Below are 23,356 nucleotides of genomic sequence, written 5' to 3'. Positions count from 1 at the left end.
CCTGGGGGCTGGCGCTGATCATGCTCAGCGCCATCGGCATCATGGCCACCCTCTGCGCCGTCTCCCTGCCATGACTGACCAGAGCGGCGGCGCGGTGGCGGACTCAATCCCCCTGCCCGGCCCCGGTCGCCCCGTCCGCCACATCCTGGTCGTCGGCGGCGGGGCCAGTGGTGTGCTGATGGCGACTCACCTGCTGTCGCAACCCGGGCAGCCGCTCCGCGTCACCCTGATCGAAGGCAACGCCACGCTCGGCCAAGGCATTGCCTATGCCACCACCGATCCCGACCACCTGCTCAACACCCGCGTTCACAACATGAGCGCGTTTCCGGACGATCCGCACCACTTCCACGACTGGCTTCTTGCCCACCCGGACGAGGCTAAGGTCACCGAACAATGCTTTGTCAGCCGCGCCACCTATGGCACCTATCTGGCCGGGCTGTTGGACCCATGGCGCGCGCCGGACGGCGATGGCCGCCTGCGCGTGGTGACGGGAACCGTGGTGCGGGTGGAGGAGACAGCAAATGGTGTGCTGGCCCATCTGGAGGATGGTCAGGCCCTGCCCGGTGACCGTCTTGTGCTGGCCACCGGCCATGTGCAGGCCAACCCCAGCCCCGACGGTGCCCTGTCCAACCCATGGGAGCCGCAGGAGGGCATCCCGCCCGATGCACGCGTCGTGATCATTGGCTCCGGCCTGTCGATGGTGGATCAGGTGCTGTCGCTGCTGCGCTCTGGCCATCGCGGCGAGATCCTGTCGGTCTCGCGCCGGGGTCAGCTGCCGCGCTCGCATGCGGCCACCACCCCGCTCAGGCCGAACCCGGAGGACATTCCCCTCGGTGCGCCGATGAGCGTGCTGTTCCGCTGGGTGCGGGGTCTTGCCAGACAGGCCGTGCAAAACGGCGGCACCTGGCGCGATGCCATAGATGGGATCCGCCCGCAGGTCCGCACCATCTGGCGCGCCCTGCCCGGGCCGGAGCGCGCCCGGTTTCTGCGCCACGCCGCAACCTGGTGGGAGGTGCACCGCCACCGCATGCCCAACACCTCGAATGTCGAGATCCGGCTGGCGGTATCATTGGGCCAGCTGGTGCTGCTGCGTGCCGGTTTCCTCGGTGCCGCCCGCCTGGATGCAGAAACCCGGCGCGTCACCCTCAGACCACGGGGATCGCAGGACGAGATCACCATCGACGCCGCACGTGTCATCGACTGCCGCGGCATCCGCAATGACCCCGAAAGCAACGCAGCCCCCCTGTTTGCCGATCTGTTGCAGACCGGGCAGGCCCGGGTCGACCCGCTGCGCCTCAGTCTGGACGTCAGCGCGGATTGCCAGGTGATCAACCATGCCGGCGTGCCATCCGCGCGCATCCACGCCATCGGCCCCGTCACCCGCGCCGCCTTCTGGGAAATCACCGCAATCCCAGACATCCGCGAACAAGCCGCAAAACTCGCCCGCGATCTGGTGTGCGCGGGGCCGTAGCCGTCACGCGAACCGCGCCAGACAAAGAGAAGAATAGTCTCTTGGCCTACGCATGTTTGGAAGTTCGTTTTCTTGGCGAAACCTCAGCCGCGCGATAGGTGACCTGATACAGAATGCACATGAATTTTGGTCAGGACGAGAATGGCACGACAAGCAACGCTGCGCGGGCCAGAGCCCGCGAGCCCAACCGCAAGCGCCTTGATCAGCACCGTGTGCGGCGAGCTGCGCCTGATCCGGACCGTATCGCAACAGCGCCGCTACCCCGGCCGGGCGACCCCGATCCTGCCCTCCAAGAGTGCAGTGTCAGACCTGGCAAACCAGACCATTGCAGCCCTCTACCCCCGGCATTTTGGCCCGCCTGGCCTGCACGCAAAGGAAACCGATGCTTTCGTCGAAGCCGCGTTGCGCGCCGTTCTCGATGGGCTGACCCGTCAGATCGGGCTTGAACTGTCGCTTGACCCGAAATCATCGCCCGAGACGCTCAGCACGACCGCCGTCGGAATGGCCGAAGCCTTCATCCTGTCTCTTGTCCGGATCAGGGATCTGCATGACACCGACATCGCTGCCGCCTATGCGGGCGACCCTTCGGCAAAAAGCCTTGATGAGATCGTGTTCTGTTTTCCGGGACGGGATGCCGTCTTGCGCCACCGGCTGGCGCATCAGATGTTTACCCTTGGCGCGCCGCTGCTGGCGCGGATCATGGCCGAAATCGCGCACTCCACAACCGCCATCGACATTCATCCCGGCGCAAAACTTGGGCCTGCGTTCTTTGTCGATCATGGCACCGGGGTTGTGATCGGCGAAACCGCCGTGATCGGCCGCAATGTCAGACTGTATCAGCAGGTTACGCTCGGCGCGAAAAGTTTCGATGTCGCGGAAGACGGCTCTCTGGTCAAAGGCCTGCCAAGGCACCCGACCATCGAAGACAATGTCGTGATTTATGCCGGGGCAACCATTCTGGGTCGGGTCACGATCGGACAGGGCAGCATCATCGGTGGTGGGGTCTGGCTGACAAAATCCGTGCCGCCCAACTCGGTTGTGACCCAAGCGAAAAGCTCTTTTGGGATCAGCGACTAACCTCAGGGTTGAGGCAGCCGCTTTCCCGCAAAAAACCAGACCTTTCTTCTCTTTTTTACCGCACAAACAGCGCCCCCCTTTCGATTCCGGCAGGTCTTTGGAATGGGTGTGACTGGCATGGCATTCTATAAAAACACGACCAGCTGAATCGATAAAAGCTGAACCCATACCATCACATCAGGGAGACATTCTGTGATCCGCCATAGGTCTTTTGCTGCCCCGCTCGCCGCTCTGTCGCTTCTGTTCGGAACGACCGCAGCGCATGCGCTGGATGAAATCACCGTCGCCTATTTTCTTGAATGGCCGCTGCCGTTTGAGGCCGCAAAGGTCGATGGCACCTTTGAAAAAGAACTGGGCGTCAAGGTGAACTGGCGCAGCTTTGACACCGGGGTTGCCATGTCTGCGGCGGCGGCGGCAGGCGATGTGCATTTTCTGATCAGTCAGGGCGTGCCGCCCTTTGTGACCGCAACATCGGCCGGGCAGAATCTGAAGGCGGTTGATATTGCTGTGTCCTATTCCGAAAATGACAACTGCGTTGTCCGTGCGGATCTTGAAATCACCAAGGACAATGCTCAGGATCTGAAAGGCAAAAAGGTAGGCGTGCCGCTCGGAACGGCGGCGCATTACGGCTTTCTCAAACAGCTCGAACATTTCGAAATTGCCGCCTCTGACCTGCAGATCGTGGACCTTGCCCCGCCAGACGGGGCAGCGGCTATTGCCCAAGGCAATATTGACATGTTCTGCGGTTGGGGCGGCTCGCTGGCGCGTGCAAAAGAGTTTGGCAATGTTCTGCTGACCGGCGCGGAAAAGGAAGACCTTGGCATCCGGATCTTTGACGTGATCTCTACCCCCGGCAGCTTTGCTGATGAAAACACAGATCTGGTCACGAAATTCCTCAAGGTGGTGAACGACCAGAATGCCGCCTACGCCGCCGACCCTGCGCCCTTCATCCCTGTGCTGGCAAAAGACTCCGGTCTGGATGAGACGGTCACCAAGGATCAGCTGGCCGGGTTCACCTTGCCGACGGTCGAGGAAAAACTGTCTGACACTTGGCTGGCCGGCGGGCTTCAGGCCTATCTGAAATCAGTGGCCGATTTCTTTGTGGCCTCGGGGAATATTCCGGCAGCACTCGACAGTTATGACGGTGTGGTGGACGCCTCTTTTCTGCAGGCCGCTTCAGAACTCTGAACATCACTCCGGCAGAAATGCGCGGCGTGGGGCACCTGCCCCGCGCCGCTTTCCCTGTGTTTCAAGGACACGCAAAATGACAACTCTCGCGCTTCATGGCGTGTCGATGGTTTTTGCAACCAAGGGCCAGACGGCAACCCATGCGCTGACCGACATCAACCTGATCATCAAAAAGGGGGAGTTGGTATCAATCCTCGGCCCGTCCGGCTGCGGCAAGACCACCTTGCTCAATATCCTGGCCGGGTTCTCGCAGGTCACCTCCGGCACGGTGACCTTGGGGGACCGGGCCATTCGGGGGCCGGGGCCAGATCGGGGAATGGTGTTTCAGCAGGGTGCCCTGTTTGAATGGATGAGCGTGCGCCGCAACGTGGATTTTGGCCCCCGGATGCGCGGCACGGACCGCACCACCCGCGATGCGCTCACCGATCGGCTGTTGGCTCAGACCGGCCTTTCCGGCTTTGCCGAAAAGCCCGTCTATACCTTGTCGGGCGGGATGCAGCAGCGTGTGGCTTTGGCCCGCTGTCTGGCAGGTGATCCAGACGTCATCTTGATGGACGAACCCCTTGGCGCGCTGGATGCGCTGACCCGCGAAAAGATGCAGGGGCTGATCCTGAAGCTCTGGAAGACCACAGGCAAGACCGTGATCCTGATGACCCATTCGGTCGAAGAGGCGCTGCTTCTGGGCCAGCGCCTGATCGTCATGGCTCCAAGACCGGGGCGCATCCTGCGCGAATACCACCTGCCCTATGCCGCCACAGGTGTCGATGCCGATCTGCGCACCATCAAGCAAAAGCCAGACTTCATCGCGCACCGCGAGGAGATCCTGTCGCTGATCTGGGGCATGGAAGAGGAAATCATGGGCCAGTCTGAGGTGCCGGCATGACCGTTCTTTTGTCATATGCGGCGCTGTTTGTGGTGGGCCTGCTCCTCGCGCGGCTGGTCACGGGCAAAGCGCCGCGCCCGGTGTTTGGGGATGCGACGGCCATCCGCCCCAGCCGCGCAGCATCCATCCTGTCGATCCTGACGATCTTTCTGATCTGGGGGGCCTTTACCGGCTCAAAGCTGGTGCCGGTTCATGTGCCTGGCCCCTTTGTCGGTGATACCTCCTTCTCCTACACCGTCATGAATGAGGCGGGGGAGCGTGGGGAGGCAACCGTCACTGTCCGGGTGCACCGCCCCGGTGAAACGGCCCTTCCCCCCGACGCCACAGGCGCCGCTGGCATCGCGGTGGATGATGTGGCCGTTGTGCCCGCCTGGCGCAGCGCGCTGATCCGCCCGGCCGAAAATGATGGGCCGGGCGCGATTATCACCGAAATCAACGGTCAGACGATCGCCCAGAACGAGACAATGAAAGTGAACAACGGCACGGCATTTCTGACCGCACGAGGGTCGATCAACTTTACCCCCGATCCGGGCTGGCAGATGGAGCCGATCTGGCTTCCCCCGCCCGAAGCGGTGGTGGCCCGCCTGTTCGAGATCGCCACCAACGGCTATCAGAACCATTCGCTATGGGAGCATCTCGGCTTTTCGCTCTGGCGGGTTCTGGCAGGTCTGGTGCTGGGGGCGATTGTCGGCATTCCGCTCGGCTATGCCATGGGCCTGTCAGGCTGGTTCCGGGGTTGGTTTGACCCGATTGTCGAATTCATGCGCCCAGTGCCACCGCTCGCCCTGATCCCATTGGTCATCATCTGGTTTGGCATCTGGGAATCGGGCAAGATCGTGCTGCTGTTTCTGGCCGCGCTGTGGATCATGGTGATCTCGGCCCGCAACGGCGTGTCGGGCGTGCGGCTGTCAAAGATCCATGCCGCCTATAGCCTTGGCGCGTCCAAGGCACAGGTGCTGTGGCACGTCCTCATCCCGAACTCATTGCCTGACATCTTTACCGGGCTGAGGGTTGCCCTGGGGGTGTGCTGGGGCACTGTGGTGGCAGCTGAACTCGTCGCGGCAGAAAAGGGAGCGGGGATGATGATCCTTGTGGCGTCCAAATTTCAGCTGACCGATATCGTGGTCATGGGCATCATCCTTATCGGAATCATCGGCTATACCATCGACATCCTGATGCGGCTGGCGGAACAGAAACTGGTGCCATGGCGTGGCCGGGGCTGACGGCCCGCTCCGTCACCAGGTCATTCGTTGCCGCAGGTGCCAGCCGATCCACGCGCCCAGCAGGCAAAAGGCGGTGAACACCCAGCCCGAGACGGCACCCACCATGATCCCCGACAGGATCACCCCCACCGTGCAGCCCAAGGCCACCATTGCTCCCCAACCCAGCAGCACACCGCCAAGGAACAGACGCGGCAGCTCGGTGGGCTTTGGCAAGGCGGGCTGCCAATCCCCTGCAACGCGGGCAGAGGCAAACGATCCGAACAGGATACCCAGCACGAACACGCCATTGCGCGACGGCACCGTCTCCTTGATCACTGTGGCACACCCCGCCAATCCATCCAGACCATACAAGGTTTCCGGCAGCAGCCCCGCCCCCGAGGCTGCAGTCCGCGCGACAGAACCAAGCTCGGCTGTAACCCCCAATGGCCCCACCCGCACATAGGCCAGCGTGGCGATGAACCCGACGAGCAGACCGCCCACCCATGCAGGCCAGCGACGTTGAAAAATCGCGGTGAATGGCAACACAGTCTCGGGGGAGCGCGGCACATAGCGCCATATCAGATAACCCGCCAACCCTGCCAGAACTGCAAGCTGAACCGCCAAGGCACCGCCATGGCCCAGCCATCCCGGCAGCCACAGCGGGCGCGCGGCATAGCCTTGCCACAGATACAGGCTGTTCCAGGACAAGAACCCCACCATGAACCCGGCCAGCGCTCCGATCAGTGCCACGATCGACCCGAACGCCCCCTCACCCAGCCTGTAGATATGCGCCGAAATGCACGATCCGCTGAGCGCCATCCCCAATCCAAACGCAAACGCCCCCAGCACCAGCGCGACTGACACCGGGCCGACATGCGCATCGGGCGGCAAGCGCCCCGAGAACGGATCGGGCAGCCAAGCCCCCAGGATCAGCGTGTAGCCAATGCTGCCTACCGCCAAAGCCGCCAGAATGCCCAGAAATCCCCTCGGGTCCCGGTTTCGGAACCAATCCGCACTGATGCACCAAAAGCAGAACCGTGAGCGCTGAAGCACGATGCCAAACACGCCCCCCAGCAGCATTGAGAGCGGCAAAGGGCGGCCCAGAGCATCGCGGGCGGGCAGATAAAAGACAAAGGCAGCGAAAATCGCCAGCGCAAGCAAAGCCGGGAACAGGCGGGACAAGGTCATCTTCAGGGTCCATTCATCGCAAAAGGCGGCGCAGCCGAGGCTGCGCCGCTGAGGTATGGTCGTCGCCAACCACGGAATTGATTACTGACCCGTCCAGACGGTGCCTGCGAGGTTGGTCACCGGCACCCCCACCGCGTTGCCGTATTCCGTCCACGATCCGTCATAGTTCTTGACGTCATAGCCAAGGATCTTGGTCAGCGCGAACCAGGTGTGCGAGGACCGCTCGCCGATGCGGCAATAGGTGATCACCGGCTTGGACCCGTCAATTCCGACCGCACCGTAAACCGCCTTCAGCTCTTCGGCAGATTTGAACCGGCCATCCTCCTGCACCGCCTGTCCCCAGGCTACGTTGACCGCATTGGTCGCATGGCCCGCGCGGATGGCAGTTTCTTTCGATCCTTCGGGCGCATAAAGCTTGCCCGAGAATTCATCGGGACCGCGAATATCAAGGATCACATGGTCGCCGGTGTTCGACGCCTCGACCACATCGCCCAAACGGGCACGCAGTTCGCTGTTTGCTTCTTTCAGGGTCACGCTGCCCGCGGCCAGCGCCAAAGGCGATGTTGCCAGCGGGCGACCCTCGGCCTCCCACAGACTGCGGCCGCCGTCGAGAAGCTTGACGTTCTCAACGCCGTAAACGTCCAGAACCCAGGCACCCCAGGCCGCAAACCAGTTGTTGGTATCCCCATACAGAATGATGGTGCTGTCGTCATTCACCCCGGCGGCCCGCAGCTTGCCCTCAAGCGCCTCGCGGCTGGCAATGTCGCGTTGAACCGGATCAACCAGATCGGTGTGCCAGACAAAGTTCGTGGCCCCCGGAATGTGGCCACGCTCATAGACACCCGGATTCACGCTGACCTCGATCAGGCGGACATCCGGATTTTGCAGATTTGCTTCCAGCCATTCGGTGGTGACCAACGGCCCTTCCTGAGCGAGGGCTGTCGTTGCAAGAAAAATGGCAGCCAGCGGTGCTGCGATCTTTGTAAAGGAAAGTTTCATGGCGTCTCCAATGACAGGCCCGCGTTGCGGGTCGTGGGGGCGTCATGTTCGCGGGTTTAATCACGACTGACTTTATCAGGATAATGGAAGGACGTCTTTTCACAAGGAAACAGCCTTGCCGATCTTGACCCCGCCAACAAAAAATCTGGCGCGCAGAAGGCGGGCAAGAGAGTGAATTGTTCTCTGGCCAAGATTGATCCCCCCGAATCGAGCGCAATGGTGCGATTCGGAGGGTGACCAGTATGAAACGCAGAGCCCGTCGACATGCCGGGAAACAGATTTCGTCTTTTGCCCATTTGCGCGTCAGTTATTCTCTTTCTTTGGCAATGAACGGAACGGACAGTCTGCGCCGTCGCATTGCAAATAGACGACTTACAAGATAGATATTCCTCATCCGGCGCAGTTCTTCTCCCAGTCCCTGCGCCGACCGATGGAGAATATTATGTCTGCAAAACAAAATCTTACCCGACGCTCTTTGCTGGCGGCGTCCACCCTTGCCCTGTCGTTCACCTTTGGTCCAGCCGCCTTTGCGGACACCACCAAGATCAGGGTCGGCATCATTGGTGGTGAAGACGAAGCTGTCTGGGCGGTTGCTGCAGAACAGGCCAAAGCCAGCGGGCTGGACGTCGAACTCCTGGTCTTCAACGACTACACCCAGCCCAATGAGGCTCTGCAGCAGGGCGAAATCGATGCCAACGCCTTTCAGCACGGCCCCTATCTGGAAGCCCAGATCGCAGGTCACGGCTACACGATCACGCCCGTCGGTCTGACCGCTGTCTGGCCGATCGGTCTGTATTCGCAGAAATTCGAATCCGTGGCCGATCTGCCCGATGGCGCTGTCGTCGGCGTGCCGAATGACCCGTCCAATGCCGGGCGCGCGCTGAATCTGTTGCAAGCCGAAGGTCTGATCACCTTGCGCGACGGGGCCGGAATTCTGGCCACTGTGGCGGACATTGCCGAGAACCCGAAAAACCTCGACATCAAAGAGCTGGATGCCGGCGTCGTTGGCCGCGCCATCACCGATCTGGACGCAGCGGTGGTCAACACGGATTGGGCCCTGAAATCGGGGTTGGTGCCTGACACAGACCGCATTGCGCAAGAAGCGGTTGAGGATAACCCCTACAACAACTTCATCGCGGTCAAAACCGACCGCAAGGATGAGCCATGGGTCGCGGACCTGGTTGCCGCCTATCAGAACGAGACCGTCAAGGCCGAGTTCGACAGGGTCTACAAAGGCACCGGCATCCCCGCCTATTGATCTGTCACCCCTATCACGACCGGAAACGGGGCAGATCGCTGCCCCGTTTCCGGCATTTCAAGGACTTCGGAATGGCTGACAAAGCTATCAACGCGGCTTTCGACACGGGGACAGCCCCGGTCGTGGACCTGCACGGCGTCTCCCGCCAGTTCGGCGACCGCCCTGCGCTGCAAGACATCACGGCCTCCATCGCACGGGGTGAGATCATCGGGCTGATCGGCCGGTCGGGCGCAGGCAAGTCAACCCTGATCCGGGTGCTCAACGGTCTGGACCGTCCGCAGGCGGGTCGCGTGGTCATTGCGGGGCAGGACATCACCGATCTGGACGAGGCCGCACTGCAACCCATCCGCCGCCGCATCGGGATGATCTTTCAGCACTTCAACCTGCTGTCGCAGCGCACCGTGGCCGAAAACGTGGCCCTTCCCCTGAAAATCGCAGGCCAGCCCCCGGCCCTGCGGCGCAAACGGGTGCTGGAACTGCTCGATCTCGTGGGTCTGGCCGACAAGGCCGACCAATATCCGGCGCAACTGTCGGGCGGGCAAAAGCAACGCGTGGGCATTGCCCGCGCTCTGGCCCCCGATCCGCTGCTGCTGCTGTCAGATGAGGCGACATCGGCCCTCGACCCCGAAACCACGCATTCGATCCTTGATCTGCTGGCGCGGGTGAACCGCGACCTTGGCCTGACCATCCTGATGATCACCCATGAGATGGAGGTCGTGCGCCGCATCGCGGGCCGGGTTCTGGTGCTGGACGCCGGGCGCATCGTTGAGGAAGGCCCGGTCGCCCGCGTGCTGGCCTCGCCGCAAAGCGACACCACCAAAAGTCTGGTCAGCGGTCTGTCCCCCAGCCTGCCCGCCGATCTGGTGGCGCTGCTGGCACCGACCGGCGATCAAGCGATCCTGCGGATCGACCTGACCGGGCGTGCCGCCCGACTGCCAGTATTGCAACGCATTTCAAGACTTACCGGACAAGAGGCGCGTCTTTTGCACGGTGGCGTGGGCGATGTGCAGGGCGAACCCTATGCCCGGCTGTTCATCGCCCTTGGCACCGCGGATGCCACCATCATCGCACAGGTCACAGCCGACCTGTCCCCCATCGCGACAGCCATAGAGGTGCTGGGTTATGTCCCTGATCATGTTTAATCTTCTGCTCAAGGGTCTGTGGGAAACGATAGTGATGACAGGTGTTTCCGGCGCCTTGTCCTTTGTGCTGGGTCTGCCGCTGGCCTTGATCCTAGTCACGACTGACAAGGGCGGCATCTATGAGCATCTGGCGGTGAACCGCATTCTGGGTGGAATCGTCAATGCACTGCGCTCGGTCCCGTTCATCATCTTGCTGGTGGCGGTGATCCCTCTGACACGGCTGATTGTGGGCACAGCCATCGGCATCTCTGCCGCCATCGTGCCGCTGACCATTGCCGCCACCCCCTACTTCGCCCGCATCGCCGAGGTGTCTTTGCGCGAGGTGGACCGTGGCCTGATCGACGCCGCCCGCGCCATGGGGGCCAGCCGCTGGACGATTGTGCGCGAGGTGCTGATCCCGGAATCGCTGCCTGGGGTGATCTCGGGCTTTACCGTCACGCTGGTCACTTTGGTCGGCGCGTCGGCCATGGCGGGCGCAGTCGGAGCCGGAGGTCTGGGTGATCTGGCGATCCGTTACGGTTATCAGCGCTTTGAAACCGGCGTGATGATTGCAGTCGTGGTGGTGCTGATTGTGCTGGTCTGGGGGATGCAGGGCGCGGGTGACTGGCTGGCGCGGCGGCTCAATCACCGCTGACAGACAGAGGCTGACAGCAACGTCACGCGCCGACCCGCAGGCGGGTCGGCGCAAGCTCCAGAATCTGCCGGTCCGCTGTCGCCTTGGCAGCGGCAGCCTTGTCTGGCGGAACCAGCAGGCCCCGCCCATGCCAATCACCTCAGCGATCCACTCCTGCGCGCGACGGCGCGTATACAGAGAAGCACAAAGCGGATGCGACAGGATGCGCTCGCGGTGGTCCGCAAGCAGATCGAGACCGCTCAGCAGATAGCTGTTGAACGATGCATCCAGCAGACCCAGCCGCCAGAGCAGCGGTGCAAGCGCAATATCCTCATTGGTCAGGTGTGACGGCACAACACGAGGATCAGCGGTAATGGCAACGCGATCGGACACCTGTTTCAGAGCCTCCCGCAAAAAGAACACCGCAATGTCCAGATCATTGCCCGCCCGCGCCTCAAGCACTGGGGAAAGCCGGGTTAAGGCACGGACTGCCACTTGCATCGTGTCACGCATCAGCGCCTTTTGCAGCGGACCCTTCGGGTAAAGGGGATGCAGAGGATGCAGGTCTTCGATCACATCCAGCATGATCAGACTGTCGGTGACGGTCAGGCTTTGCCCCTGCGGATCACGGATGAACAGCGCAGCAGCAGGTTGCCGCGCGCTTGATGCCGGTGACAGACTGCGCGGTTTGCGCCGGTCAAAATCGGTGCCGCGGGCGGAAAGCGCAAGGCTTGCGCGTTCCGCCACCGCACAAAGCGGATCGCCGATCAGGGTGAACCGCCAGCCCGCTGTCATGCCGCGTCTGCCAGCTTGCCGGCCGCCGCCAGACCACGCTCCAGATCGGAGAGGATATCGTCGATATGCTCAATCCCGATCGACAGCCGGACATAGCCGGGTGTAACGCCTGCCCTGATCTGCTCGGCCGCAGACAACTGGCTGTGCGTTGTGCTGGCAGGGTGGATCGCCAGTGAGCGCGAATCCCCGATGTTGGCAACATGATAGATCAGTTCCAGCGCGTCGATGAACTTGCGCCCCGCCGCCAGCCCGGCTTTCAGCTCAAATCCGACCAGCCCGCCGTAACCGCCCTTGAGCAAAGCGTCCGCCCGCTTGCGCGCCGGCCCCGCCTGGAGGCCTGGGTAAATCACCCGCCCCACTTCGGGGCGCGCTGCCAGCCAGTCTGCAACCTTGGCCGCGTTCTGGCTGTGGCGTTCAATCCGCAAGGCCAAGGTCTCAATACCCTGCAGGATCTGCCAGGCGTTGAAGGGTGAAATCGCAGCCCCGAGATCGCGCAGCAATGTGGTGCGGGCCTTGATGATATAGGCCACCGGACCCAGCGGTTTTGTCGCCTCGACCCAGACCGCGCCGTGATAGCTGCGGTCGGGCGTGTTCAGCGCAGGCTGTCGTTGCGGGTGGGCCGCCCAGTCGAAATTGCCACCATCCACGATCAGCCCCCCGATAGAGGTGCCATGCCCGCCCAGATATTTGGTGCCGGAGTAAACGACGATCGCGGCCCCATGATCAAACGGACGCGCCAGCAATGGCGCCGCGGTATTGTCCACGATCAGCGGAATCCCCAAAGGCCGCCCCAAAGCCGCCACTTCCGCGATGGGAAAAGCCTCCAGCTTGGGGTTCGGCAGCGTTTCGGCATACCAGGCGCGGGTGCGACCGTCGCTGGCGCGCAGAAAAGCCGCCGGATCCGCCGGATCAACGAACCGCACCTCGATCCCCTGATCTTTCAGCGTATTAGCAAACAGGTTCCATGTGCCGCCATAGAGATCGGTCGAAGACACGATATTGTCGCCGGCCTTGGCCAGGTTCTGAATGGCAAAGGCAGACGCCGCCTGCCCGGAGGCCACAGCCAAGGCCGCAACGCCGCCTTCCAAAGCGGCCACGCGCTTTTCCAGCACATCGGTCGTCGGGTTTCCGATCCGGGTGTAGATGTTGCCCAGCTCCTGCAACGCGAACAAGGCCGAAGCGTGGTCAGTGTCGCGGAACTGATAGCTGGTGGTCTGATAGATCGGAACCGCAACAGCGCCGGTGGCAGGATCAGCGCGAAAGCCGGCGTGCAGCGCGATGGTTTCGGGATTGTGTGACATTGGTCTCTCTCAGGTCTTTGACGTTGGAAGGGTGGGCTCGCCAAGGCTCAGCATCAGGCGATTGGCCCAATTGAAGAACGATGCCGCGAGGATAAGATCGACCACCTCCTGATCGTCGAGCTTTTGGGCGACGAGGTTTGCCACTGTCTCGGGCGAGAATGTCGGCGGCGTGCTGGACAGCGCCGCCGAGGCCTCCACCACAGCACCAAGACGCCCTGTGAGTGGCGACGGGATGCCCTCTTCCAGCAGCGCCGTTACCTCACGGTCGCGCTTGAGGTGATGGATGGCAAAGCGCGCGTGGACCGAGGCGCAGAAGATGCAGCCGTTCTTGCGCGACACCGCTGCGGCAGCCAACTCCCTCTCGGCGCGCGGCAGGCCACCTTTGGTGTTGTAAAAGATGTCTTTGTCGGTCCGAGTGCGGGCGCCCAGCACCTCGGGGTCATGTGCCAGCAGCATGAAGTAGTCGGATTTCGAGCGTGACCGATCGACCAGACCTTCCCAATGGGTCTCGGTCAGGTCGGCCTCGGTCAGCGGTTCCAGCCATGGCAGCCAGCCAAGGTCATCAGCGGTAAAGACGACAGGTGCCTCATTCGACGGGTGAGTGATGATATGGTCACTCATGACTCAGCCCACCAGTTCGGCATGGGGTTGCCGGGTCAGCACGGCGGTGCGCAAGCCAGCCACCACCCTGATCTGGAACGACAGAAACGCGACCAACTGTGACAGCACCACGATGCCCGCCGTTGACCATCCGGCCAGAACAAGCGCCTCCAGCTGGACGGGGGATGCATCGCGCGGGTGCAGCACCAGCAGATGCGCATGCTCGAGCGCGGCGGTCAGCCTCACCCCTGCCGCGTTACGCAACGGGCCAGAGGCCTCATAGGCGGGCCCATCCAGATCCTCGACCGACAGCGGCCCTTCGGGGAAGCGGCCATAAGGGCCGGGCCGCGCGGATTGCTCTGCATCCCGCTGCACCAGAGACACCAGCCCCTCTTCCACGCCCTCGGTTTCGCGCAACAGCGTGGTGAAATAACCCAGCGTCTGCGGCTCTTCATGCAAAGCCGCCACAAACAGCGCGACAGCCCTGCGTTCGATCAGACTGACAGGATCGGGGTTTTTCGGATGCAGCAGCAGCTGATAGCTTACTTCCGCATTGCGCCGCGCCTCATCACGGGCACGAAAGGCGCGGTCGATGGGGGATCCTTCGATCACACCGGCAAGCTGTTCGATCAGTGTCTTGTCGTGATGGGTCATGGTGATTTCCTTTACGAAGCGAGAAGCGCCGGTTTGAGGTGAGCGGCAGGGGCAACCCAGCCCAGCGCCGGGGCAACTCGGGTTGCGAACAATTCAATCGAACGCAGGATGAATTCATGCGGCGGGTCCACCGAATGAACCTGCACCGCCACATCCGTGGCATGGGCAAGGGTGCGGTCGGCGGTCAGGCTTTCCGCTACCTCCTCTGGTGTCCCCAGATGGGTGTCAAAGGCACGGATCAGATCATCCAGCGTGTCACCCTGCACGATGTGGCCCGCCGCTTTGAACTTTTCGGCAATGCCGCGCAGGCCGATCTCGGCAAAGCGCCGCGCCTCCGCCCGGCTGTCAGCGACAAAGACCGAGCGGCTGGCAAGGATGCGGGGGGCATGACCTGCGGGCAGGTTGGCAAGATAGGCCTCCACGATCGGCAGTTGCAGATCGTGCAGCACGGCATCGGGGCGGTCTTTGGGCCGGGGCTGGGTGCGCGACAGCAGCAAGCCGTCGCCATCGCGCCCGGCATGTTCGCCGCCCGGCACCGAGAACGTAGCCTGCCAGTTCCGACGGCGCAGATCGCCCGCTGCCGGATAAAGCTGATTGTTGCCCAGCAGTTGGTGCCCCGCCCAGGCATCGCGCAGGGTGGCCAGCTTCCGGGTATAGGTCGCGTGCCGTTCGTCAAACGCCACGCCAAAGGCCGCATAGGATGTCGGCGTGCCGCCCGAGCCAAATCCCACCTCCAGCCGCCCGCCGGACAAGACATCGGTCACCACCGCATCTTCGGCCACGCGCACCGGGTCTTCCATCGTCAGGCAGACCACACCTGTTCCCAGCCTTATCCGGCTCGTTCTGGCCGCCACATGCGCCAGAAACGGAAACGGCGACGGCATCCCGCCTTCATCCTCGTTGAAATGGTGCTGCGCGACCCAGGCCGAATCAAAGCCCAGCGCCTCGGCATGGAGGATCTGTTCAACACCCAGCCGATAGCGCTCTGGCGCAGGGGCCGCGTCCAGCAGGCGTGTGAAAAAGCCGATGTTCTTTTTGGTGCTCACGATCCTGTCCTTTCGAAATGGCGCTTCTGGCCGGGGATCGAGGCCAGCAGCGCACGCGTGTAATCGTCTTGCGGGTGATTGAAGATCTGCTCGGTCGGGCCGTATTCGACTTGCCGTCCGCGATGCAGCACCGACACCGTGTCGGCGATCGCACGAATGACCGACAGGTCATGCGAGACGAACAGATAGGTCAGGCCCAGATCGCGCTGCAATTCTTCCAGCAGCCGCAGGACCTGCGCCTGCACGGTTACGTCCAGCGCGGATACGGCTTCGTCCAGCACGACAACCTTTGGCCGCAACACCAGCGCCCGCGCAATCGCCACCCTCTGCCGCTGCCCACCAGACAGCGCAGATGGCTTGCGCGACAGCAAGTCACCCGCCAGGGCCACACGGGTCAGCATCTCCTCAACCCGGCTTTTCCGCTCAGCACGGGACACGGGGCCAAAGTTCAGCAAAGGTTCCTCGATGATCTGCTGGACCGTCTGGCGCGGATCAAGCGAGGCAAAGGGGTTCTGATAAACCAGCTGCACATCGGCGCGCAGCTCACGCAAACCCCGGCCAGCCAGCGCCGTCACCTCATGCCCGGCAACGGTGATCTGCCCCGCCGTCGGGCGGGCAAGGCCGACAATGGAGCGCATCGCAGTGGTCTTGCCCGACCCGCTTTCGCCGACAATGCCATGGGTCGTGCCCTGCGCGACGGTAAAGGACAGGCCATCAACCGCGCGAAACGCCGTCTGACCCCGCGCCGCCGGAAACTCCTGCACCAAGCCGTCAACGACCACCACCGGCGGACCACCGACCCGGTGTGGCCGGAGCGGGGCCGCTGCCAGCGCCGGGGCGTCGCGCAACAGCTGGCGGGTATAGGCCGAATGGGGGTCCGCCAGCACGGCGCGCGTCGGCCCCGCCTCCTGCACCTGGCCCGCCTTCAGAACCACCACCCGATCAGCCCGGTCTGCAGCCACCGCCAGATCATGGGTGACCATCAGCACAGCGGTGCCATGTTCGCGGCGCAGATCGTCAATCAGATCAAGGATGCGCTTCTGCACCGTCACATCCAGCGCCGATGTCGGCTCATCTGCGATGATCACCGCAGGTTTCAGCGCGATGGCAATCGCGATCAGCACCCGCTGGCGCATCCCCCCCGACAACTCGTGCGGGTATTGTTCAATGCGCCGCTCCGGCTCCGACAATCCCACGTGCGCCAGCAGCTCCAGCACCCTGCCCCGCAGCAAGACGCGCGGTGTGCCATGCAGCCGCAGCACCTCGGCCACCTGCCGCCCGATGGTCTGCAACGGGTTCAGCGATGTGCCGGGATCTTGCGGCACAAGACTGATCACCGCCCCACGCAACGGGTTGAACTGGCGGGCAGGCAGGTGCGTCACATCGCGCCCCGCCAGTTGGATCGTGCCCTGATCAATCCGCGCGCCGGGGGCCAGCAGGCCGATCACCGCCTGCGCCGTGGTGGTCTTGCCCGATCCGCTTTCGCCCACGAGCGCAAGAATTTCCCCCGCCCGCAGGGAGAGTGAGACGCCGTGCAAAACCGTTCTGCGCCCTCCCGCTTCGGGATAGGAGACATGCAGATCATCCACCCGCAAAACTACCCGGGCGGGCGTCGCCGGTTCTGCAAAGTTGGTGTCAATCGGATGCAGCCGCGTCATTTCTCACCTCCGGTCAATGTCCGACCGACCGTGTTGGCCGCCAGCACCACAGCCACGACGGCCAGCCCCGGCACGACCGTCAGCCACCAGGATGTGGTCATGTAATTGCGCCCTTCGGCGATCATCAGGCCCCACTCGGGGGTGGGCGGCGGCGCGCCATAGCCCAGAAACCCAAGCGTCGAGATTTGCAGGATCGCCCAGCCAAACTGCACCGCCGCATAGGCCAGCACCGAGGTCAGCGCGTTGGGCAGCACATGACGCCACAGCACGGCTGCAAAGCTGCCCCCACTGCCAAAGGCAGCCTCGACATATTCAGCGCGGCGCACCGTCACCACCTCCGACCAGATGAGTCGCGCAAAACCTGCGACCGATGTGGCCCCGACCGCGAGTGCCACCTGAAAGTTGCCAAAACCCAGAATGACAATCAGCGACAGCGACAGCAGCAGCGACGGGATCGCCAGCAAGACATCGGCCAGCCGCATCAGCGCCGCCTCGACCCAGCCGCCGAAGGACCCGGCCAACAGACCGATCAGCGATCCGAGCACCAGACCAACGGTCACCGCCACCTCCGCCGCCAAAAGTGTCTGCCGGGTGCCCCAGATCAGGCGGGATAGCGTGTCGCGCCCCAGTTCGTCGGTTCCCATCAGATAGGCCGCGCCCGGTGCCTGCAGCTTGTCTGCGGCGACCCCGGCAATCGGCGAATGTGGCGCGAAGAGCCCGGGCACCAGTGCCCAAAGCAGCGCAAGGGCAAGAACCAGCAGTGCCAAGGCCAGACCGGGGCGCGGCACTGCAAAGCGCCGCCCCTGCGGCATATGATGCGACAGGCTCATGCGAGGGCTCCTTCACGGCGGCGCAGGCGGGGGTCGATGGCCAGCGCGATGAGGTCCACCGCAAGGCTGATGATGACAAAGGCAAAGGCCGAGATCAGAACGATGGCCTGCAGCACCGCAATGTCCTGTGTGCGGACAGACCTTTCCGCCAACCGGCCCAGGCCGTTGAGCCCGAATACCGTCTCGGTCACCACAGCACCCGCAATCAACTCGCCCAGCAAGACCCCGGCAATGGCGAGTGTCGGCAGGGCCGCGTTCTTCAGAACATGGGTAACAATCACCCGAAACCGCGACGCGCCCTTGGCACGCGCCACCGCCACAAAGGGCCGCGCCTCGACCGCTTCGATGTTGCGCAGCAGGATCTGCGCCAGCGGGGCTGCAATCGGCAGCGAAATCGCCAGCACCGGCAGGATGAGCTTTTGCCACGGGCCGGGGTTAATGACCGGCACCCAGCCCAGGCGGAACGAGACGATCTGGATCAGCATGATCCCGACCCAGAACACCGGCACCGAGATCATCAGGGCGGGCAGCGAGGACAGCAGCCGCCGCAGCCACAGGAACGGAGCCAATGTCGCGGCAAAAGCGATGAGCAACGCCAGCACAATCGCCGCCAGCACCGCCAGCCCGGCCAGACGAAGCGTCGGCGGCAGGTTGGTGGCAAGCTCGGTCAACACGGGCATACCGGATTGCACCGAATAGCCGAAATCGCCCTTCAACACTGCAAAGGCGGAGTTCACATATTGCACCAGAACCGGCGCATCCGAGCCGTAAAAGGCACGAATGCGGGCGATGTCTTCCGGGGTCATCCCCATATCGGGGTTCAGAAACCGGATCATCACCGCATCGCCCGGCATCAGCTGCACCAGCACGAATGACAGCGTAAAGGCGATCCCGAGAACCACCAGTCCTTGTGCGATACGGCTGAAAAGCGCGCGGGTCATATCTGTTGTCCTGACGTAAATGTGTGGCCCTGCCGGGATCGAGGGGAACTCAACCGGCAGGGCCCTGGAAACCGGGAGGGCGATCAGCCGTTGGCGTTCGTCTTCCACACCCGGTAGAACGAGGGCCTCGCGACGGCATCGAAGCTGAAGCCTTCGACATAGGACGCTGTCGCAAACACCTGCGGCTCTTCGAAGATCGGGATCGCATAGGCCTGATCGACGACATAGGCCTGCACCTCGGCCACCAGATCCAGCCGTTTGGCCGGATCAACTTCGCCCGCAATCGCCTCCAGCAGATCGTTCAAAGTGTCGTCCCTGAATGACTGCACCTTGTCCGACACACCGCCCAGTTGTTGCAGCACATTGCGGTTGGCCGGGTGATACTGGCTCTTGATCACATCCGGATCTGCCCGACCGACCATCGCCGGCGACACCGGGGTTTTTGCGGGATCAAGGTTGTCTACCGTCGCCGATCCGGAGTCCCCCGCCAGCACATTGAACGTGACACCCACCTTTGCCCATTGCTGGCTGATCAGTTGCAGCGTTGCGCGGTTCTGCGGTTGCGGCAGCGACTCGTACGCTGTCACCTCCAGCACCTGCCCTTCCCTGGCACGCTTGCCATCGGCGTTCAGCACCCAGCCCGCTTCGTCCAGCAATTGCGCGGCCAGACCCGGATCGAACTTCAGCTTGTCCGACAGATCAACAAAGCCCTGTGCGGTGGAGGCGATGATCGATTTTGCCTGCGGGTAATTGTCCGAAAACAGGGTCGAGACGATCTCGGCCGTATCGGTGGCATGCAGCAAGGCGCGGCGCACCCTGACATCAGCCACCAACGGATTGTCTGGCCGGAACACGACGGAATTGTTGATGCCCCGCGTCGGCGGCGCAAACAGCTTGAAACCAGCTGACGTGATCTGCGCCTCGTCATAAGCCTGAATCTGGCGCACCACATCTGCCTGCCCCGACAACAGCGCCCCGATCCGCACCGAGTCTTCCGGCACGATCAGAAACCGGATTTCATCCAGCGGGGCACGGCCCTGATGGGCGAAGTTCTTCGGCCCCCAAGCGTAGTCTTCGCGCGCTTTCAGCACCAGTTCGCTACCCGTGGTCTGGCTGACCGCCACAAACGGGCCAGATCCGACCACGAGCGTGGCGTCGCCCAACTCATCGAACTTGCGCGCCAGAGTGGACAAAGACACCAGCCCGGAGCCGATAACCGAAGTGCCTTGCAGGAACCCCGGCGAAGATTGCTTGAAGATGAATTTGACGGTCAGCGGGTCGATGACCTCGCTGCGGTCATAATTGTTGACGACCTCGGAAGGTCTGAAATTCAGCTCCTTGTTGCCAAGGCCAAAGCTGTCAAAGTTCGCCGCCACCGCTGCCGCATCCAGCGGCGTGCCATCCGAGAACGTAACGCCCGGCCTGATCTTGAAGGTGTATTCGGTCTTATCGGCGTTCACCTCCCAGCTTTCCGCAATCCACGGCTCGATCTCCAGAGTGTCCGGGTTTTGGAACGTCAGCTTATCCGTGATCTGGTTCAGCACGCCCGAGTTGGGATAAAAGCCACCCACGGGTGGATACAGAACCGTATGCGGCTGCTGTTCGAGATAGATCAGCGTGCCGCCCTTTACTGGCTCCCCCTGCGCAAGGGCTTTGGCCGACATGACCGGAGACAAGAGCAAAGCGGAAAGCGCCAGAAAGCTGCGCCGGTCAATGGTGGATCGGGTGGTCATGATGGTGGTCCTTTGCATCGCCAACGGGGCGTCCAGTTCGTGATGGGCAGAAGGTGCCGCATCACGAGTTAAAAGGCGACAATCTTGGCCGTGTTTTTTCCAGGCTTGGGAGAGGCGTTTGTTCTCCTGCCCTCTCGCCCGACGACCACTCTGTTCTCCGACAGAAGAGTTGTTCTGTTTCCCTGCGGTCGGGCGCATCACGCCTTCTTCGAATCGCGCCCCCATTGGCGCCAGCGGACCTTTGCGTCATAGGATTGCTTCGGCAGAGACGGGGACCGCAGGTCATGGACACTAAAACAGGCTATCTTGCTTTTGCCTTTTGGGTCATCGCCCTGATCTATGCGGCCGTCGGTCAGGCAGGTGCCTCCGGCTACATCGCTGCCATGGGTTTGGCGGGGTTCGATCCGCTTGTCATGAAAACGACGGCTCTCTAGCTCAGCCTGATTGTGGCGCTGATCGGCACCGTCATGTTTTTGCGCGCGGGACGGCTGTCGATGCGCGCTGTCTGGCCATTTGCCATTCTCGGCTTTCCGTTTTCCATGCTCGGTGGCGCAGTTCAGCTTCCCGGGCAGATCTATTTTCCGGTTGTCGGTATCGTGCTCATTCTGTCGGCACTTCAGATGGCACGCTCTGCCCTGCGCAAATCCGCAGCGTTGGTTGAAGTCACGGCATCGCCCCCATTTCTTGCGGCCCTGCTGACGGGAGCCGTGATTGGGTTCGTATCAGGCACGACCGGCACGGGCGGAGGTGTGTTCCTGGCGCCGATCATTCTGGCCATGAGATGGGGCACTGCGCACCAGACTGGGCAACCACTGCTGTCTACACCCTGATGAACGCCGCAGCGGCCCTGGCGGCGGCATATGCCGCATGGGGGCAGATCCCCGCCGCCCTGCCAGTCTGGCTGATCGCGGCTTCTACTGGCGGTTTCATCGGGGCCTATGCGGGCAGCCGAACCTTTCAGATCGCTGGCTACGCGCCACCCTCGCGCTGTTGTTGTTTGGATTGGGCCTCAAGATGATCTGGTAGCGCCGCCTTTAGGGTGACTGATCGCCGAACAGCAGCAACCGTGGTCAATAGTCCCAAGAACCCATTCGGCGGCTATTCGGCAAGCAACCCCAGTCGCGAAACCTGCCAAGATCCCGTATGCCCCTTCTTCAAATGTGCCGCCGCAAGCTGAAGACCGCTTTGTGGCCAGAACTTCGGTGTGTCGATCAAACAAGAGTTCTGCAACACCAAAGCCATGCTCATCCAGATCGCGAAGTTTAGCTTTCGTTGTCAAGTTAACGATCGGTGCGAGCCAGACGATGTTCTGCGCGAGGGTCATGGCGTGACGGGTAAAGTCCCGCAACCTTGACCAGGGCGGGTTTGTCATGATCCAGTCGACCGGCTCAGCCCATCTGAGGAAATCTCGACCATCAGTCAGCTCGCACCAATGGCGATCCAGATGCCGCGGAAATTGACCGATGAAGGCCCCCTGTCCACGGGCAGGGTCAAGTATGCTGCCGTCAAAGCGATCAGTGTAGTGGAAAATTATGGCGCCGGCCAAGGGCGCTAACGTCATGACCAAATCCCGCATCGGCGCATTGGTTGCAGGGATGAGGCCACCCTTTCCCCGCATGTCCAGCGCCCTAAGCACCCGGCGCACCCCGAGAGCCGCCAAGACGGAAAGCAAGATCGACACGCTGCCCGAAAGATCTCTCTCAAGCGCTATGATTGTCGGGCGAGAGCACCCTGCCCGTTTGGCCAAGGCCGCCTGACTGAAGCTCATCTCGCGCCGCCGCGCCGCCAGCAGGGCAGCCGCGTCTTCACCTTGCCGAGCCCATCCCCACCCAAGACCAAGCACCTGCATCGCGCGGCCCATCGACCGCAAGCTTCCTTCGCCACGCTCAAGAGCCCTGACTGTGGGAATACTAACCCGAATGATCTGAGCAAGATCAGCCTGTGTCATCCCTCGTGAGCGTCTAGTTTGAGCAATCAAGGGCAACGCAGACATGTCAGGATTTCTTGCTATTCTGAGATCAGGATTGCAAAGAAATACTGACATCTTCGGCCAGTTGAAAGGCGGAAGTGCGGCCCTTACCTGCCAGGCGGCGGTCCGGGATGCTGCATGGCCGCATGCCCGGAAGCCGCCGCTCGAATGGTGTGCGGCGACGACTTGGCCGTGATCGAAGTTACTCTCGCCGATTAAACTCCTGAACTGACGCTGCATTTTTAATCTGGCGCGTGAAGGATTTCAGGTGCAACCTACGCTTACATCTTGCTTAGGTGTTTGATCCCACGGTTTAATGGTGCGATCCTTTCTTTGGAATGGAAGGATGCCCTATGGGACAAGTTCGTCACGGCAGCGCCACGACCACGCACGCCGTCAGAGCAGTAATAATGAGGGCCAGCCCGCCATTGGTCCGAGAGTCGGCCCGAATGATCGCAAGCTACGCTCGCGCAACTGAGCCGGGAGTTGGGCATCAATCCCAAGACCGTGGCGAAGTGGCGCAAGCGCGCGACGGTCGAGGATATGAAGACTGGTCCTTCGGAGCCACGATCCACCGTGGTGACCGAGGCGGAGGAGGCGATGGTCGTGGCATTCCGGCGCCATACGCTGCTGCCATTGGACGATTGCCTTTACGCCCTGCAGCCGTCCATCCCCCACCTGACGCGATCTGCGCTGCACCGCTGCCTGCAGCGGCATGGCATCTCGCGCTTGCCTGATATCGAAGGTGATAAGCCGAAGCGGTCGACGTTCAAACGCTACCCGATCGGCTTCTTCCACATCCACTGCC

General features: G+C 62.3%; 22 protein-coding genes and 1 pseudogene. 12 read left to right on the top strand and 11 right to left on the bottom strand.

Going from position 1 to position 23,356, the window contains the following annotated elements; translation table 11 throughout:
- Window positions 1–70 precede the first annotated feature (70 nt).
- From J2X53_RS21410 to J2X53_RS21390, 5 genes are all read left to right on the top strand, one after another.
- On the top strand, window positions 71–1,471 hold the full coding sequence (locus J2X53_RS21410; protein WP_349039527.1) for an FAD/NAD(P)-binding protein: 1,401 nt from the start codon (window positions 71–73) through the stop codon (window positions 1,469–1,471).
- Window positions 1,472–1,612: 141 nt separating this feature from the next.
- Window positions 1,613–2,548, top strand: a complete 936-nt coding sequence (epsC, locus tag J2X53_RS21405) for a serine O-acetyltransferase EpsC (RefSeq protein WP_349039526.1) — start codon at window positions 1,613–1,615, stop codon at window positions 2,546–2,548.
- Window positions 2,549–2,743: 195 nt separating this feature from the next.
- Window positions 2,744–3,736, top strand: coding sequence for an ABC transporter substrate-binding protein (locus J2X53_RS21400; RefSeq protein ID WP_349039528.1), 993 nt, complete (start codon window positions 2,744–2,746; stop codon window positions 3,734–3,736).
- Window positions 3,737–3,812: 76 nt separating this feature from the next.
- The gene (locus J2X53_RS21395; RefSeq protein WP_349039525.1) at window positions 3,813–4,619 is read left to right on the top strand and encodes an ABC transporter ATP-binding protein; all 807 of its coding nucleotides are present in this window, start codon (window positions 3,813–3,815) and stop codon (window positions 4,617–4,619) included.
- On the top strand, window positions 4,616–5,842 hold the full coding sequence (locus J2X53_RS21390; RefSeq protein ID WP_349039524.1) for an ABC transporter permease subunit: 1,227 nt from the start codon (window positions 4,616–4,618) through the stop codon (window positions 5,840–5,842). Before J2X53_RS21395 ends, J2X53_RS21390 begins: the two co-directional genes overlap by 4 nt.
- Before the next feature lie 12 nt (window positions 5,843–5,854).
- Here the strand turns inward: J2X53_RS21390 and J2X53_RS21385 are convergent, their stop codons facing one another.
- Window positions 5,855–7,009 (bottom strand): YeeE/YedE family protein, encoded by a 1,155-nt coding sequence (locus J2X53_RS21385; protein ID WP_349039523.1) that lies wholly within the window; start codon window positions 7,007–7,009, stop codon window positions 5,855–5,857.
- An 81-nt stretch (window positions 7,010–7,090) separates the two neighbouring features.
- The gene (locus tag J2X53_RS21380) at window positions 7,091–8,008 is read right to left on the bottom strand and encodes a sulfurtransferase (RefSeq protein WP_349039522.1); all 918 of its coding nucleotides are present in this window, start codon (window positions 8,006–8,008) and stop codon (window positions 7,091–7,093) included.
- A 442-nt stretch (window positions 8,009–8,450) separates the two neighbouring features.
- Here J2X53_RS21380 and J2X53_RS21375 point away from each other — a divergent pair, with 442 nt between their 5' ends.
- From J2X53_RS21375 to J2X53_RS21360, 4 genes are all read left to right on the top strand, one after another.
- Window positions 8,451–9,266 carry a MetQ/NlpA family ABC transporter substrate-binding protein gene (locus J2X53_RS21375; protein WP_349039521.1) on the top strand — a complete coding sequence of 272 codons (816 nt, stop codon included), beginning with the start codon at window positions 8,451–8,453 and terminating at the stop codon, window positions 9,264–9,266.
- Between the two features lie 71 nt (window positions 9,267–9,337).
- Entirely contained in the window at window positions 9,338–10,408 is a 1,071-nt protein-coding gene (locus J2X53_RS21370; RefSeq protein WP_349039520.1) for an ATP-binding cassette domain-containing protein, read from the top strand.
- Entirely contained in the window at window positions 10,389–11,042 is a 654-nt protein-coding gene (locus J2X53_RS21365) for a methionine ABC transporter permease (RefSeq protein WP_349039519.1), read from the top strand. The genes J2X53_RS21370 and J2X53_RS21365 overlap by 20 nt, the downstream gene beginning before the upstream one ends.
- A 192-nt stretch (window positions 11,043–11,234) precedes the next feature.
- The gene (locus J2X53_RS21360) at window positions 11,235–11,369 is read left to right on the top strand and encodes a hypothetical protein (protein ID WP_349039518.1); all 135 of its coding nucleotides are present in this window, start codon (window positions 11,235–11,237) and stop codon (window positions 11,367–11,369) included.
- Between the two features lie 443 nt (window positions 11,370–11,812).
- Here the strand turns inward: J2X53_RS21360 and J2X53_RS21355 are convergent, their stop codons facing one another.
- The 8 genes from J2X53_RS21355 to J2X53_RS21320 all read right to left on the bottom strand — a co-directional run bounded on the left by J2X53_RS21355 (window position 11,813) and on the right by J2X53_RS21320 (window position 20,579).
- The gene (locus tag J2X53_RS21355; RefSeq protein WP_349039517.1) at window positions 11,813–13,117 is read right to left on the bottom strand and encodes a PLP-dependent transferase; all 1,305 of its coding nucleotides are present in this window, start codon (window positions 13,115–13,117) and stop codon (window positions 11,813–11,815) included.
- Between the two features lie 9 nt (window positions 13,118–13,126).
- A complete protein-coding gene (locus tag J2X53_RS21350; RefSeq protein WP_349039516.1) occupies window positions 13,127–13,738 on the bottom strand; it encodes an alkylhydroperoxidase domain protein in 612 nt (203 codons plus the stop codon).
- 3 nt (window positions 13,739–13,741) lie between these two features.
- Window positions 13,742–14,371, bottom strand: coding sequence for a CMD domain protein (locus J2X53_RS21345; RefSeq protein WP_349039515.1), 630 nt, complete (start codon window positions 14,369–14,371; stop codon window positions 13,742–13,744).
- A gap of 11 nt (window positions 14,372–14,382) precedes the next feature.
- Entirely contained in the window at window positions 14,383–15,417 is a 1,035-nt protein-coding gene (locus J2X53_RS21340; RefSeq protein ID WP_349039514.1) for a putative FMN-dependent luciferase-like monooxygenase, read from the bottom strand.
- Complete coding sequence (locus tag J2X53_RS21335) at window positions 15,414–17,075, bottom strand: ABC transporter ATP-binding protein (RefSeq protein ID WP_349039513.1); 1,662 nt, start codon at window positions 17,073–17,075, stop codon at window positions 15,414–15,416. Before J2X53_RS21335 ends, J2X53_RS21340 begins: the two co-directional genes overlap by 4 nt.
- Complete coding sequence (locus tag J2X53_RS21330) at window positions 17,072–17,905, bottom strand: ABC transporter permease (RefSeq protein ID WP_349039512.1); 834 nt, start codon at window positions 17,903–17,905, stop codon at window positions 17,072–17,074. Before J2X53_RS21330 ends, J2X53_RS21335 begins: the two co-directional genes overlap by 4 nt.
- Window positions 17,902–18,846 (bottom strand): ABC transporter permease, encoded by a 945-nt coding sequence (locus J2X53_RS21325; protein ID WP_349039511.1) that lies wholly within the window; start codon window positions 18,844–18,846, stop codon window positions 17,902–17,904. Before J2X53_RS21325 ends, J2X53_RS21330 begins: the two co-directional genes overlap by 4 nt.
- Before the next feature lie 83 nt (window positions 18,847–18,929).
- Window positions 18,930–20,579: a TIGR04028 family ABC transporter substrate-binding protein gene (locus J2X53_RS21320; protein WP_349039510.1), complete on the bottom strand. Its 1,650-nt coding sequence runs from the start codon at window positions 20,577–20,579 to the stop codon at window positions 18,930–18,932.
- Between the two features lie 284 nt (window positions 20,580–20,863).
- On the opposite strand from J2X53_RS21320, the gene J2X53_RS21315 reads away from it, so the two are divergent.
- Together J2X53_RS21315 and J2X53_RS21310 are read left to right on the top strand one after the other, a co-directional pair.
- Entirely contained in the window at window positions 20,864–21,013 is a 150-nt protein-coding gene (locus J2X53_RS21315; RefSeq protein ID WP_349039509.1) for a hypothetical protein, read from the top strand.
- A gap of 12 nt (window positions 21,014–21,025) precedes the next feature.
- Window positions 21,026–21,409: a TSUP family transporter gene (locus J2X53_RS21310; protein ID WP_349039508.1), complete on the top strand. Its 384-nt coding sequence runs from the start codon at window positions 21,026–21,028 to the stop codon at window positions 21,407–21,409.
- A 179-nt stretch (window positions 21,410–21,588) separates the two neighbouring features.
- Here J2X53_RS21310 and J2X53_RS21305 read toward each other — a convergent pair whose 3' ends face one another.
- Window positions 21,589–22,623, bottom strand: a complete 1,035-nt coding sequence (locus J2X53_RS21305) for a helix-turn-helix transcriptional regulator (protein ID WP_349039507.1) — start codon at window positions 22,621–22,623, stop codon at window positions 21,589–21,591.
- A gap of 278 nt (window positions 22,624–22,901) precedes the next feature.
- Here J2X53_RS21305 and J2X53_RS21300 point away from each other — a divergent pair.
- Window positions 22,902–23,356 (top strand): annotated as a pseudogene (locus J2X53_RS21300) (IS481 family transposase); the annotation flags it as partial.

This window comes from Pseudotabrizicola sp. 4114, assembly GCF_031457365.1.
Lineage (GTDB): Bacteria > Pseudomonadota > Alphaproteobacteria > Rhodobacterales > Rhodobacteraceae > Pseudotabrizicola.
Note: the sequence above shows the minus strand (reverse complement) of the source record. Positions and strands in the feature narration are given on the sequence as shown.

What these genes read in the sequence shown, in the direction of transcription:
- J2X53_RS21410 (WP_349039527.1), top strand. Translation starts at nt 71, where the DNA reads ATGACTGACCAGAGCGGCGGCGCGGTGGCGGACTCAATCCCCCTGCCC.
- epsC (WP_349039526.1), top strand. Translation starts at nt 1,613, where the DNA reads ATGGCACGACAAGCAACGCTGCGCGGGCCAGAGCCCGCGAGCCCAACC.
- J2X53_RS21395 (WP_349039525.1), top strand. Translation starts at nt 3,813, where the DNA reads ATGACAACTCTCGCGCTTCATGGCGTGTCGATGGTTTTTGCAACCAAG.
- J2X53_RS21390 (WP_349039524.1), top strand. Translation starts at nt 4,616, where the DNA reads ATGACCGTTCTTTTGTCATATGCGGCGCTGTTTGTGGTGGGCCTGCTC.
- J2X53_RS21385 (WP_349039523.1), bottom strand. Translation starts at nt 7,009, where the DNA reads ATGACCTTGTCCCGCCTGTTCCCGGCTTTGCTTGCGCTGGCGATTTTC.
- J2X53_RS21380 (WP_349039522.1), bottom strand. Translation starts at nt 8,008, where the DNA reads ATGAAACTTTCCTTTACAAAGATCGCAGCACCGCTGGCTGCCATTTTT.
- J2X53_RS21375 (WP_349039521.1), top strand. Translation starts at nt 8,451, where the DNA reads ATGTCTGCAAAACAAAATCTTACCCGACGCTCTTTGCTGGCGGCGTCC.
- J2X53_RS21370 (WP_349039520.1), top strand. Translation starts at nt 9,338, where the DNA reads ATGGCTGACAAAGCTATCAACGCGGCTTTCGACACGGGGACAGCCCCG.
- J2X53_RS21365 (WP_349039519.1), top strand. Translation starts at nt 10,389, where the DNA reads ATGTCCCTGATCATGTTTAATCTTCTGCTCAAGGGTCTGTGGGAAACG.
- J2X53_RS21360 (WP_349039518.1), top strand. Translation starts at nt 11,235, where the DNA reads ATGCGACAGGATGCGCTCGCGGTGGTCCGCAAGCAGATCGAGACCGCT.
- J2X53_RS21355 (WP_349039517.1), bottom strand. Translation starts at nt 13,117, where the DNA reads ATGTCACACAATCCCGAAACCATCGCGCTGCACGCCGGCTTTCGCGCT.
- J2X53_RS21350 (WP_349039516.1), bottom strand. Translation starts at nt 13,738, where the DNA reads ATGAGTGACCATATCATCACTCACCCGTCGAATGAGGCACCTGTCGTC.
- J2X53_RS21345 (WP_349039515.1), bottom strand. Translation starts at nt 14,371, where the DNA reads ATGACCCATCACGACAAGACACTGATCGAACAGCTTGCCGGTGTGATC.
- J2X53_RS21335 (WP_349039513.1), bottom strand. Translation starts at nt 17,075, where the DNA reads ATGACGCGGCTGCATCCGATTGACACCAACTTTGCAGAACCGGCGACG.
- J2X53_RS21330 (WP_349039512.1), bottom strand. Translation starts at nt 17,905, where the DNA reads ATGAGCCTGTCGCATCATATGCCGCAGGGGCGGCGCTTTGCAGTGCCG.
- J2X53_RS21325 (WP_349039511.1), bottom strand. Translation starts at nt 18,846, where the DNA reads ATGACCCGCGCGCTTTTCAGCCGTATCGCACAAGGACTGGTGGTTCTC.
- J2X53_RS21320 (WP_349039510.1), bottom strand. Translation starts at nt 20,579, where the DNA reads ATGACCACCCGATCCACCATTGACCGGCGCAGCTTTCTGGCGCTTTCC.
- J2X53_RS21315 (WP_349039509.1), top strand. Translation starts at nt 20,864, where the DNA reads ATGGACACTAAAACAGGCTATCTTGCTTTTGCCTTTTGGGTCATCGCC.
- J2X53_RS21305 (WP_349039507.1), bottom strand. Translation starts at nt 22,623, where the DNA reads ATGTCAGTATTTCTTTGCAATCCTGATCTCAGAATAGCAAGAAATCCT.